Origin of the sequence: Thermomonas paludicola (assembly GCF_024498955.1) — a bacterium.
Taxonomy (GTDB): domain Bacteria; phylum Pseudomonadota; class Gammaproteobacteria; order Xanthomonadales; family Xanthomonadaceae; genus Thermomonas; species Thermomonas paludicola.
The window spans coordinates 57,875-69,985 of the sequence record NZ_CP093311.1 but is presented as its reverse complement, the minus strand read 5'-3'; the positions used below and the strand labels follow the sequence as shown (position 1 = coordinate 69,985).

General features: G+C 68.1%; 12 protein-coding genes. 8 read left to right on the top strand and 4 right to left on the bottom strand.

Annotated elements, in window-relative coordinates; translation table 11 throughout:
* Positions 1–8: 8 nt before the first annotated feature.
* The 3 genes from LIW09_RS00325 to LIW09_RS00315 all read right to left on the bottom strand — a co-directional run bounded on the left by LIW09_RS00325 (position 9) and on the right by LIW09_RS00315 (position 1,869).
* Complete coding sequence (locus LIW09_RS00325; RefSeq protein ID WP_256646012.1) at positions 9–689, bottom strand: RDD family protein; 681 nt, start codon at positions 687–689, stop codon at positions 9–11.
* On the bottom strand, positions 689–1,243 hold the full coding sequence (locus LIW09_RS00320; protein WP_256646011.1) for an RDD family protein: 555 nt from the start codon (positions 1,241–1,243) through the stop codon (positions 689–691). The genes LIW09_RS00325 and LIW09_RS00320 overlap by 1 nt, the downstream gene beginning before the upstream one ends.
* Positions 1,244–1,326: 83 nt before the next feature.
* Positions 1,327–1,869, bottom strand: coding sequence for a gamma carbonic anhydrase family protein (locus LIW09_RS00315; protein ID WP_256646010.1), 543 nt, complete (start codon positions 1,867–1,869; stop codon positions 1,327–1,329).
* A gap of 38 nt (positions 1,870–1,907) precedes the next feature.
* On the opposite strand from LIW09_RS00315, the gene LIW09_RS00310 reads away from it, so the two are divergent.
* Positions 1,908–3,320, top strand: a complete 1,413-nt coding sequence (locus LIW09_RS00310) for a coniferyl aldehyde dehydrogenase (RefSeq protein WP_256646009.1) — start codon at positions 1,908–1,910, stop codon at positions 3,318–3,320.
* 98 nt (positions 3,321–3,418) lie between these two features.
* Complete coding sequence (locus LIW09_RS00305) at positions 3,419–4,339, top strand: alpha/beta fold hydrolase (protein ID WP_256646008.1); 921 nt, start codon at positions 3,419–3,421, stop codon at positions 4,337–4,339.
* A 54-nt stretch (positions 4,340–4,393) separates the two neighbouring features.
* Here the strand turns inward: LIW09_RS00305 and LIW09_RS00300 are convergent, their stop codons facing one another.
* Positions 4,394–5,131 (bottom strand): SDR family NAD(P)-dependent oxidoreductase, encoded by a 738-nt coding sequence (locus tag LIW09_RS00300; protein WP_256646007.1) that lies wholly within the window; start codon positions 5,129–5,131, stop codon positions 4,394–4,396.
* 175 nt (positions 5,132–5,306) lie between these two features.
* Between LIW09_RS00300 and oleC the strand changes: the two genes are divergently transcribed.
* The 6 genes from oleC (at position 5,307) to LIW09_RS00270 (ending at position 12,108) form a co-directional block, all read left to right on the top strand.
* On the top strand, positions 5,307–6,959 hold the full coding sequence (oleC, locus tag LIW09_RS00295; RefSeq protein ID WP_256646006.1) for an olefin beta-lactone synthetase: 1,653 nt from the start codon (positions 5,307–5,309) through the stop codon (positions 6,957–6,959).
* Entirely contained in the window at positions 6,956–7,951 is a 996-nt protein-coding gene (gene oleD / locus LIW09_RS00290) for a 2-alkyl-3-oxoalkanoate reductase (protein ID WP_256646005.1), read from the top strand. Before oleC ends, oleD begins: the two co-directional genes overlap by 4 nt.
* A 167-nt stretch (positions 7,952–8,118) precedes the next feature.
* The gene (locus LIW09_RS00285) at positions 8,119–8,757 is read left to right on the top strand and encodes a ubiquinone biosynthesis accessory factor UbiJ (protein WP_256646004.1); all 639 of its coding nucleotides are present in this window, start codon (positions 8,119–8,121) and stop codon (positions 8,755–8,757) included.
* A complete protein-coding gene (gene ubiB, locus LIW09_RS00280; RefSeq protein ID WP_256646003.1) occupies positions 8,754–10,406 on the top strand; it encodes a ubiquinone biosynthesis regulatory protein kinase UbiB in 1,653 nt (550 codons plus the stop codon). Before LIW09_RS00285 ends, ubiB begins: the two co-directional genes overlap by 4 nt.
* Before the next feature lie 72 nt (positions 10,407–10,478).
* Positions 10,479–11,411, top strand: coding sequence for a cation diffusion facilitator family transporter (locus LIW09_RS00275; protein WP_256646002.1), 933 nt, complete (start codon positions 10,479–10,481; stop codon positions 11,409–11,411).
* Positions 11,404–12,108, top strand: coding sequence for a pseudouridine synthase (locus LIW09_RS00270; protein WP_256646001.1), 705 nt, complete (start codon positions 11,404–11,406; stop codon positions 12,106–12,108). Before LIW09_RS00275 ends, LIW09_RS00270 begins: the two co-directional genes overlap by 8 nt.
* Positions 12,109–12,111 lie beyond the last annotated feature (3 nt).

The window sequence follows — 12,111 nt, the reverse complement described above, 5'->3', positions numbered from 1 at the left end:
GCCCGTGCTCAGCGTTTTCCCAGCAGCCAGCCGGCGACCGCGAACAGGCGCTGCACGCCCTCGGCCCCGTGGGTTCCGGTGGCCATGTCGGCCAGGTTGGCCAGTTCGATCTGGCGCTCCGGCGTCAGCTGTGCGGCCCGCTCGGCGAACGCCACCACTGCGGCCTGCTCTGTCGGCAGCAGCGGCTGCGCCGGTGGTTGCGCGGCCTCACTGGTGATGATGGCAGCGTCTCGCACGCGCGGGACATGCACGACCATGGTGCCGGCGACCAGATCGCCCAGCCGGCGGCCCCAGGGATCGGCCAGCCCGGAGACCAGCCCGCTTGCGTAGCCGAAAGGCAGCATGTCCACCGTCCGCATCAGGTTGCGCACGCACGATGCCAGCCAGCCAACAGGCGCGCCGTCGCTGGCGATCACCCGCAGGTTCAGTGCGCGCTTGCCGGGCGTCTGCCCGTCGAACATGCCTTCGCAGACGATCGGATACAGCCAGACCACCGCGAACAACGCGATCAGGTAAACCCCCATCCCGGTCTTGCCAAGCGCGCCGAGCAGCATCGTGCATGCCGTCAACAGGCTGAGCCGAATGCCGAAATCGATTGCCCAAGCCAGCGCGCGCGGCACTGGCCCGGCGGCGGGAAGCCGCAGGGCAACGCCTTCCGGAGTGAGGACTTCGCGGACGGTATCCAGCATCAGGCGTTGATGACGATGGTGTCTGCGATCATGTCGTGCACGCAGCGCTTTTCTTCCCCGAAGATGAAGAGTGGGTCGATCAGGGCGAACAGGCCACCGACGAGCGGGATCGCGCCAATCAGGCCTGGCAGGAGCATGCGCATGAGGAAAATCCGCCGCAGTCCGGCGCGGCTGCCGTCCTGGCGCACGATCTTGATGCTCATCAGCTTCTTGCCCAAGGTCTGGCCGTTTTTCCACAACCAGTAGAGTTGGTAGATCGCATACGCGATCCCCAACAAACCCAGTCCGATCAGAAATCCACCCGCCACCGCACCGTTCGCTGCCGCTACTTGCCCGGACGCGCGCTGCACGTAGCCTTGATAGGCGGGTATGGCAATCGCGATCAGCACAGGGATCACGATGATCATCGAGTCGACCAGTACCGCCAGCAGGCGCGCCATGCGGCCTGCCCTGGAGAGGCCATCGTGACCTGCGAATGTTTCGGCAATGCGCGCCTCAGGCGCCGCATAAAGGTTGGATGGCGCCTGTGCGTCAGCGGTGTTGTGCGGATCCATGGTTCCCCATTCCCCATTGCATGAATTCATCCCCAAGCCGGCACTTTACCGAGGGATCTTGCAGCGGGGAATCCCGGATGGCGTCACGCCACGCCGCCCGCCAGATACGCATCCTTCAAGCGCACGTAGTGGCCGGCGCTGTAGTACAGCGCCTCGATTTCGGCCTCGCTGAGCATCCGTACCTTCTTTGCCGGATTGCCCAGCCACAGCTCGCCTTCGCCCACCACCTTGCCGGGCGCGATCAACGCGCCGGCGCCGACGAAACCGTGCTTCCGCACGATGGCGCCGTCCAGCACGATGGCGCCCATGCCAATGAGGACCGCGTCTTCGATCGTGCAGGCGTGGATGATCGCCTTGTGGCCGATGGTCACGTCGCTGCCGATGCGAGTGGCGAAGCCGCCCAGTTTGGCGTGCGGGCCATCGTGGCTGACGTGGACGACGGTGCCATCCTGGACGTTGGTGCGGTCGCCGATGCGGATGAAGTTGACGTCGCCCCGAATCACGGTGAACGGCCACACGGAGACATCCTCGCCCAGCGCCACGTCGCCGATGACGGTCGCCATGGGGTCGATGAAGGCGCGGTTTCCGAGGGTGGGGTGCTGGTTGCGAAAAGGGCGAACGTTCATGGCTGAATTCTAACCGCGGGCAAACTACACTGTGGCGTATGGATAGCACCGCTGACACCCCGATCACCGCGCTTGTGCCCACCTCGCAGCGTCTTCGTGATGCCTGGCAGGCGCGCAAGCCCGATTACGCGCAGCGCATGCAGGACCTGCTGCGCCTGCGGCAGGCGCTGAAGGCGCGCATGGAGGAGATGGCCGATGCCATCGCCGCCGATTTCGGCGGGCGCTCCCGCGATGAAAGCCGGATCGCCGACGGCATGACCGTGCTCAACGACATCGACCACCTGCGCAAGCACCTGCGCGGCTGGATGAAACCGCGCCGGGTGGGCGTGGGTTGGCGCTTCCTGCCGGCGCGCGCGCAGGTGCGCCCGCTGCCGCTGGGCGTGGTGGGCGTGATCGCGCCATGGAACTACCCGGTGAACCTGGCGTTGATTCCGCTGGCCACCGCCATCGCCGCCGGCAACCACGTGTACCTGAAGCCATCGGAGCACACGCCGCGCACCAGCGCCTTCCTGCGCGACCTGCTGGCCGAGGTGTTCCCCGACGACCGGGTTGCCGTGGCCATCGGCGGCGCCGAGGTCGGCGCTGCATTTGCCGCGCTGCCATTCGATCACCTGATTTTCACCGGGTCCACCGCAGTGGGCCGCAAGGTGATGGCCGCCGCTGCGCCCAATCTGACGCCGCTGACGCTGGAACTGGGCGGCAAGTCGCCGGCGCTGGTCTGCGACGACTATCCGGTCGAGAAAGCCGCCGCGCGCATTGCGACCGGCAAGTGGTTCAACTGCGGCCAGACCTGCATCGCGCCCGACTACGTGCTGGTGCCCGCCGGCAAGCGTGATGCGTTCATCCAGGCGCTGCGCAGGGAAGTGCTGGCGCGGTATGGCGATGACTTCGCCAATCTGGACGATTACACCCGCATCATCAATGAGGGCCAGTACGCGCGCCTGCAAGGCTATCTGGAGGATGCGCGGATGCGCGGCATCGAGACCGTCACCCTGGCCGGTGCCGCCGATCCGCAGCAGCGCCTGTTGCCGCCCACCCTGCTGCTGGAGCCGGGCGACGATGCCAAGGTGATGCAGGAGGAAATTTTCGGCCCCCTGTTGCCCATCAAGTCGTATCGCACGCTGGATGACGCCATCGCCTACATCAACCAGCACGACCGCCCATTGGCGCTGTACCCCTTCAGCCGCGACCGGGCCACGGTGGAGAACATCCTCCACAACACCTTGTCGGGCGGCGTCTCGGTCAACGACACCCTGTTCCATTTCGCCATCGGCAACCTGCCGTTCGGCGGCGTCGGCCCCAGCGGCATGGGCGCCTATCACGCGCGCGCCGGGTTCGACGGCATGAGCAAGCAACTGCCGGTGCTGTGGCAGGCCAGCCACACCGGCGGCGACCTGCTCAAGCCGCCCTATTCGAAGGCGAAGTGGTTGATCGACCTGATCGTGCGTTGAGCCATCGAGGTTCACGCCGCCGACGATGTCCAACATACTGAGCGCCGCGTCGCGCAGCGGCAGACCCAACGGGGCGGGTGCCGCCCCAGATCATGACGATGACCCGATTCCCTGATTATCCGTTCACCCCGCAGCGTTTCGAGGTGCGCCCCGGCATCGGCATGTCCTTCCTGGACGAAGGCCCGCGCGATGGCGAAGTCATCGTCATGCTGCACGGCAATCCGTCCTGGAGTTTCTACTGGCGGCATTTGGTGCTTGCCCTGCGCGATCCCGCCCAGGGCAAGGCATACCGCTGCATCGTGCCCGATCACGTGGGCATGGGCCTGAGCGACCGCCCGGACGATGGCGTGTCGGCGGCGCCACGCTACGACTACACCCTGCAGTCCCGCATCGACGATGTGGACGCGCTGCTGGCGCATCTTGGGATCACCGGGCCGGTGACGCTGGCGGTACACGACTGGGGCGGGATGATCGGCTTCGGCTGGGCGCTGCGTGATCCGGCGCGGGTCAAGCGCTTGATCATCACCAATACCGCAGCGTTCCCGTTGCCGGGCAGCAAGCGCTTCCCGATGCGGCTGGCGATGGGGCGCGATTCGCGACTGGGCGGCTGGCTGATCCGCCGCTTCAACCTGTTCGCGCGCGGCGCTGCGTGGATGGGCACCAAACGTTCGCTGCCAAAGGACGTGCGCGCGGCCTATGCCGGCGTGTACGACGGCTGGGACCAGGCGATTTCCACCCTGCGCTTCATGCAGGACATCCCGCTGCACGACGGCGACCGCGCCATGCCGCTGGTGCAGGCCAGCGCGAAAGCCCTGCCGGGCTATGCCGACCGGCCGGCGTTCATCGGCTGGGGCCTGCGCGATTTCGTGTTCGACAAGCATTTCCTGGCCGGCTTCCAGGCCGCACTGCCGGACGCCGAGGTGCATGCGTTTTCCGACGCGGGCCATTACACGCTGGAAGACAAGCACGAGGTGCTGGTGCCGCTGATCCGGGCGTTCCTGGATCGCAATCCGCTTTAGTGCCTGCTCCGCCGCGGGGGCATCGACGGAACAATGGCACCACACGTTGCGAGGTCAGAGAATCCAGCCACCGTCCACGGTCAGCTCGGCACCGGTCACGAAGCCGGCGTCCGGGCCGACCAGGAAGGCCACCGCGGCGGCGATTTCCTCGGGCTTGCCGATCCGCTTGAGCGGGGTGGCCTCGATGCCGGCCTGATTGGCTTCCGGCGGATTGTTGTCCAGCATCGGCGTATCGATGAAGCCCGGATGCACGGAGTTGACCCGGATCTGCACGGGCGCCAGCTCCAGCGCGGCGGTCTTGGTCATCCCGCGCACCGCCCATTTGGTGCCGACGTACGCCGCAGCGCCCGGGAACCCCAGCTGGCCGGCGATCGAGCTGATGTTGACGATGCAGCCGCCGCCTGCGGCCCGCAACGGCAGCTGCGCGTGCTTCATGCCGAGGAACACGCCCAGCTGGTTGACCCGGAATTGCCACTCCACGTCCGCCACCGAGGTATCGGCAATCGCGCCCGGCTTGAACACGCCGGCATTGTTGACCACGATCTGAAGCCCGCCAAAGGCGCCGGTCACGGCGGCGATGGTCGCGACCCAGGCGGCTTCATCGGTGGTGTCGTGGGCGAAAAACGCGGCGCGCTCGCCCAGTTCGGCGGCCAGCGCACGGCCCGGTTCGGCCAGGACGTCGGTGATCGCCACCGCCGCACCCTCGGCATGCAGCCTGCGGACGATGGCCGCGCCGATGCCGCGCGCACCACCGGTGACCAATGCAACCTTGCCTTCGAGTCTGCGGTTCATATGGATGGCCTGTGAGAGGAATGAAGCTTGAGCGTGGGCCGTTTGCAGCCGCGGATGTTGACCGGCGTCAAATCTGCGTGGGAGGGCGTGCTTGGCGCGGGCGCGGACATGGGCGCGCCGTGCCGCCGGGCGGCCGCGCAAGGAAATCACGGCCGGGCGCGGGCGATAATGCGGCATGACCGATCCCTGCAACATCGCCGCTGCGCTGCCGCGGCTGGCGCGCGAACGCCCCGACCAGGTGGCGATGCGCTGCCCCGGCCGTGGCGGGCGCTACGCGGTGGCGCTGACCTATGCGCAGCTGGACGCCCGCAGCGACGCCATCGCCGCCGGGCTGGGCAAGCGCGGCGTCACGCGCGGCACCCGCACGGTGGTGATGGTGCGGCCCACGCCCGAGTTCTTCCTGCTGATGTTCGCGCTGTTCAAGGCCGGCGCGGTGCCGGTGCTGGTCGATCCCGGCATCGACCGGCGTGCGCTGAAGCAGTGCCTGGACGAGGCGCGGCCGGAGGCGTTCGTCGGCATTCCGCTGGCGATGCTGGCGAAGGCGCTGCTGGGCTGGGCGCGTTCGGCCAGGCTGCGCGTGACCACCGGGCGCTGGCCGCTGCTGGCGGATGCCACCCTGGCGCGGATCGAGGCCGACGGCGCCGGCGCCGGGCCGCAGCTGGCATCGACCGACGGCGAGGACGTGGCCGCGATCCTGTTCACCAGCGGCAGCACCGGCGTGCCCAAGGGCGTGCTGTATCGGCATCGCCATTTCGTGGCGCAAACCACCATGCTGCGCGAGGCGTTCGGGATTGCGGCGGGCGGCATCGACCTCCCCACTTTCCCGCCGTTCGCGCTGTTCGATCCGGCGCTGGGCCTGACCAGCATCATCCCCGACATGGATCCCACGCGTCCGGCGCGCGCCAATCCACGCAAATTGCACGCCGCCATCGCGCGTTTCGGCGTCAGCCAGTTGTTCGGTTCGCCCGCATTGATGCGGGTGCTGGCCACGCATGGCGAGGCCTTGCCCACGGTAACGCGGGTGACCAGCGCCGGCGCGCCGGTGCCGGCGGACGTGGTGCAGCGCATGCTGGAGCTGCTGCCGCCGAACGCGCAGCTGTGGACGCCCTACGGCGCCACCGAATGCCTGCCGGTGGCGGTGATTGAAGGCCGCGAGTTGCTGACTCTGCGCACGCGCACCGAAGCCGGTGCGGGCACCTGCGTGGGGCGGCCGGTGCCACCCAACGAGGTGCGCATCATCGGCATCAGCGATGCGGCGATTGCCGAGTGGGATGATGCGCGGCTGGTCGCGCCGGGGCAGGTGGGCGAAATCACGGTGGCCGGTCCCAGCGTCACTGATGCCTATTTCAACCGTGCGGCGCAGACCGCGCTGGCGAAGATCCGCGAGACGCTGCCCGACGGCAGCGTGCGTATCGTCCACCGCATGGGCGACCTTGGCTGGTTCGACGGCGAGGGCCGGTTGTGGTTCTGCGGGCGCAAGTCGCAGCGGGTGGTCGTCGATGCGCAGACCACGCTGTGCACCGAACAGGTCGAGCCGGTGTTCAATGCACACCCGCAGGTGTTGCGCAGCGCGCTGGTCGGCGTCGGCCCCAAGGACGCGCAAACGCCGGTGCTGGTGTTCGAACTGACGCCGGGCGCGAACGCCAACGTGGTGGAAGTCGCCGACGAGCTGCGCCACCTCGCGCAGGGCTTCGTGCACACCGCGAAGATCGAACGTTTCCTGCATCACCCCAAGCCCTTCCCGGTGGACATCCGCCACAACGCCAAGATCGGCCGCGAGAACCTGGCCGCGTGGGCGGCGGCGCAACCCATGAAGGACAAGGCATGAAACTCCTGGTCACCGGCGGTGGCGGCTTTCTCGGGCAGGCGCTGTGCCGTGGCCTGCGCGAACGCGGGCACGACGTCATCAGCTTCAGCCGCAGCCGGCACGCCGCGCTGGACGCGCTGGGCGTGCGCCAGTTGCAAGGCGACCTGGCCGACCGCGACGCGGTGCTGGCGGCGTTCGCGGAAGGCTTCGAGGCGGTGCTGCACAACGCCGCGAAAGCCGGCACCTGGGGCAGCTACCAGAGCTACTTCGATGCCAACGTGACCGGCACCCGCAACGTGATCGCGGCCTGCCGCGCGCACGGCATCGGGAAACTGGTGCACACCTCCACGCCCAGCGTCGTGCATCGCGCGACCCATCCGGTGGAAGGCGCGTCCGCAGACGAAGTGCCCTACGGCGAAGGCGTCAAGGCGCACTACGCCGCCACCAAGATCATCGCCGAGCGCGAAGTGCTGGCCGCCAACGATGCGGTGCTGGCCACGGTGGCGCTGCGCCCGCGGCTGATCTGGGGGCCGGGCGACACCCAGATCCTGCCCAAGCTGGTGGAACGCGCCCGCAGCGGCCGCCTGCGGCTGGTCGGCAGCGGCGACAACCGGGTTGATACCACCTACATCGACAACGCCGCGCAGGCGCACGTGGATGCGCTGGCGCACCTGCATGCCGGCGCCGCCTGCGCCGGCCGCGCCTACTTCATCAGCAATGGCGAACCGTGGCCACTGCGCGAGGTGCTGAACGGGCTGCTGCGTGCGGCGGATGCGCCGGAAGTGCACAAGACCCTGCCATTCCGCGCCGCCTATGCCATCGGTGCGGTCTGTGAAGCGCTGTGGACTGCGCTGCCGCTGCGCGGCGACCCGCCGATGACCCGCTTCCTGGCCGAACAGCTCAGCACCGCGCACTGGTATTCGATGGCGCCGGCCACGCGCGATTTCGGCTACGTGCCAACGGTGACCATGGCCGAAGGGCTGGCGCGGCTGCAGGCGTCACTGGGGCAGTAATGCTTCCACTCCCATCTGCGTGCAGGGGGAGGCTGGGAGGGGGTAGGGCACTTGTGGCAGTAAGCGGCAGAGCACCCCTCCCCAACCCTCCCCTGCCTTTGCAGGGGAGGGAGTGATTCCTCGCCCATCCGGCTGCGGGCATCACGGCCGCCACCTACAATGACGCCATGACCGAGCTGCCCTTCAACTGGAAACAACCCGCCGGCCGCGCGCTGGAAACCGCGCTCAATCATGCGTTGGCGCTGGATGAAGACACCCGGCACGGACTGCAGGCACTGGATGGGCAGCACATCGTGCTGACCCTGACCTCGCCGCCCCTGGCCCTGCAGGTGCGGGTGGACGGGACGGTCTTGCGGGTGGAGGCGGTGGACGCCGAGCGGGAGCCTGATCTGGGCGTGCGTGCCACGCTGGGTGGACTGATAGGCCAGCTGCCGATTTTCCGCAGCAATAATGCGCCGCCGGTAGGCAAGCTGCGCATCGAGGGCGATGTCGACCTGGCGCGACGGCTGCAAAAGTTGGCGCAGACGTTTGATCCCGACTGGCAGCTGCCGTTCGTGAAGGTATTCGGTGAAGTGCTTGGCGTGCAGATCGCCAAGGCGGCGGCTGCGGCGCTGAAGCACGCGCAGGTTGCCGGCAGGAATCTGGCGGAAACCGCAGCCGACTACGTCACCGAGGAAAGCCGTGACGTGGTGCCTCGCGCCGAGTTGGCAGCGTTTCATGACGACGTGGACGCGCTGCGCGACGACGTCGAACGCATCGCCGCCAGGATCGCGCGGTTGCGCCGCGAGCGGGGAATGACCGCATGAAGTCGGCGCTGCGTGCGCTGCGGATTGGCCGCGTGTTGCTGCGCTACCGGCTGGACGACCTGCTGGACGATACGCCGGCCGAGCGCTGGCTGCGCCTGATGCGGCCGTTCGTGCCGCGTGCATCGCGCGAGGTGGGCACGCTGTCGCGCGGCGCGCGTTTGCGCCTGGCGCTGCAGGAACTGGGCCCGATCTTCGTCAAGTTCGGACAGATCCTGTCCACCCGGCGCGATCTGGTGCCGCCTGACATCGCCGAAGAATTGACCCAGCTGCAGGATCAGGTGGCGCCGTTCGACGGCCTGCTGGCGCGCAGTCTGGTGGAAGCGGAGCTGGGCCGAGGCATCGAAGAGGCTTACGCCAGTTTCGACGTCGCGCCGCTGGCATCGGCATCGATCGCGCAGGTGCATGCGGCCACCTTGCATGATGGTCGCGAGGTGGTGGTGAAGGTGCTGCGCCCGGCCATCCGCGAACAGATCGCCGGCGACATGGCGCTGCTCAACAGCGTGGCCGGCATCGTCCAGCGCACCCATTCGAATGCCGACAAGATCCGCCCGCGCGAGATCGTGGCCGAAATCGAAAACACGCTGGCCGCCGAACTCGACCTGCAGCGCGAGGCCGGCAACGCCAGCCTGCTGCGGCGCAACTGGCTGGGCTCGCCCGACCTGTACGTGCCGGAGGTGATCTGGAGCCACACCGCCGAGCGCGCGATGACCATGGAGCGCGTGCGCGGCATCCCGTCCGACGACATCGCCGCACTGGACGCCGCCGGCATCGACCGCAAGGCGCTGGCGGCGAAGGGCGTGCGCGTGTTCTACCAGCAGGTGTTCCGCGACAACTTCTTCCACGCCGACGCCCATGCCGGCAACATCTGGGTGGATGCCGGGCGCAAGCACGACCCGTGTTTCATCGCGCTGGATTTCGGCATCATGGGCCAGCTTTCCAGCGACGACCAGTACTGGCTCGCCGAGAATTTCATGGCGATCTTCAACCGCGACTACCGGCGCATCGCCGAGCTGCACGTGCAGGCCGGCTGGATGCCGTCGCACATCCGCATCGACGAACTGGAAGCGGCGGCGCGCGCGGTCTGCGAGCCGTACTTCACCCGCCCGCTCAGCGAAATCTCGCTGGCCGAGGTGCTGGTGAAATTGTTCCGCACCGCGCAGCGCTACGAACTCACCCTGCAGCCGCAGCTGATCCTGCTGCAGAAGACCCTGCTCAACATCGAGGGCGTGGGCCGCCAGCTGGATCCGCAGATCGACATCTGGGCGGTGGCCAAGCCGGTGCTGGAAGACATCCTGGCCGAGCGCTACAGCCCGAAACGGTTGGCCGGCGAACTGCGCAAGCGGCTGCCGGAGCTGATGACCCGCGCGCCGGAAATGCCGCGCCTGCTGCACGCCTGGCTGCAGCAGCAGGTGGATGGCAGCCATCGGATCGGCATGTATTCGGCCGATGTCCGCGACATCGCGCAGACCCTGGGTGCGATGCAGCGCCGGATCGTGGCGTCCATCCTGGGCGTGGGCCTGCTGTTGGTGGCCGCGGTGCTGTTTGCGCTGGATGCGGGTGGGCCGAAGCTGCTGACGCTGCCGGTGTCGGCGTGGGTCGCCGGGCTGGGTGGGCTGTGGGCGCTGCTGGCGGCATGGCCACGGCGCTGACGGGCGGCGGTGAAATTGTGTAACTGCGGCACCTGTCGTTAGGGTGCCGCACCAGCGCAGACGATGAATGACATGGGCACTGCCAGCGAACATTCGCACGATCACCGCCACGACCATGGTCACGGCCACGTGCCCAGCGTGATCAAGCACGAGCGCCCGTTGTGGATCGCATTCGCGCTGACTGCGGTGGTACTGCTGGCGGAAGTTGCCGGGGGCCTGCTCAGCAACAGCCTTGCGCTGCTGTCCGACGCCGCGCACATGATGACCGACGTGGCGGCGCTGGGCATTTCGCTGTTCGCGGTGCGGATGAGCCGCCGGCCTGCGGATGCGCAGCGCAGCTATGGCTATGCGCGGATGGAGGCGATCGGCGCGCTGGTCAACGGGGGCCTGTTGTTCGTGGTCGCGGGCTACATCCTGTGGGAAGCCGTGCAGCGTTTCCGCGCACCGCAGGAGGTTGCCACTGCCGGCATGCTGGCGGTGGCAGTGCTGGGCTTGGTGGCCAATCTCGTGTCGATGCGCCTGCTGGCCGCCGGCGCGGGCGAGAGCCTCAACGTCAAGGGCGCCTATCTGGAAGTGTGGAGCGACATGCTCGGCTCGCTGGGCGTGATCGCGGGCGCGCTGTTGATCCACTTCAGTGGCTGGACCGTGGTTGATCCGGTGATGGCGGTGCTGCTGGGGTTGTGGGTGCTGCCGCGCACCTGGAGCCTGTTGCGGCAGGCGGCGCATGTCTTGATGCAGGGGGTTCCGGCCGGCATCGACCTGGTCGACGTGCGCGATGCGATGCAGGCGGTCGCGGGCGTGGCCACGGTGCACGACCTGCACGTGTGGGCGCTGGGCTCGCGCGAGCCGATCCTGACCGCGCACGTGCTGCTGGACGAGCGCGGCGGCGATGCCGACGGCGTGCGCGATGCGGTCGCCGCTGCACTGGTGGCGCGCTTCGCTATCAGCCACGCCACCCTGCAGATGGAGGCACGCCATTGCGGCGGCGGCCAGCTGCATGACTGATGCCGCGCTGCCGGTCCTGTATCTGGACGATGCGCTGGCGGTGGTGTGCAAGTCGGCCGGCTTGATGGCGCACGACAGCGCGCTGGCGCGTGGCGAGACCGACTTTGCCGCTGATCGCCTGCGCGAGCAGTTCGGCAAGCCGATTTCCCTGGTGCACCGGCTGGATCGCGCCACCAGCGGTTGCCTGCTGCTGGCCTTCGATCGCGACACCGCCTCGAAGCTGGGCAAGGCGTTGATGGCGCACGCAGTGGAAAAGGAGTACTGGGCGATTTGCCGCGGCTGGCCTGGCGAACGCGCATTCACCGTGGACCATCCGCTGGACGGCGGCCCCGGCAAGCCGGTGAAGAAGCCGGCGACCACCGACTTCGAAGTGCTTGCCACCTGCGAGCTGCCGTTGCCTTCCGCCGGTTTCGACACCTCGCGCTACGCCTGGTTGCGCGCGTCGCCGCAGACCGGCCGCTTCCGCCAGATCCGCCGGCATTTGAAGCACCTGTCGCATCACCTGATCGGTGACAGCAGCCACGGCGATGGCCGCCACAACCGGAATTTCCGCATGCTTGGCATCCATCGGATGCTGCTGCACGCCCGGCGGCTGGCGTTCGTGCATCCGCATGGAGGCGCGCGCATCGAGGCCATCGCGCCGCTGGATGCGGAGTTCCGCAAGGCGCTGGCGCTATTCAATGCGCCAGCGCCATGAAGG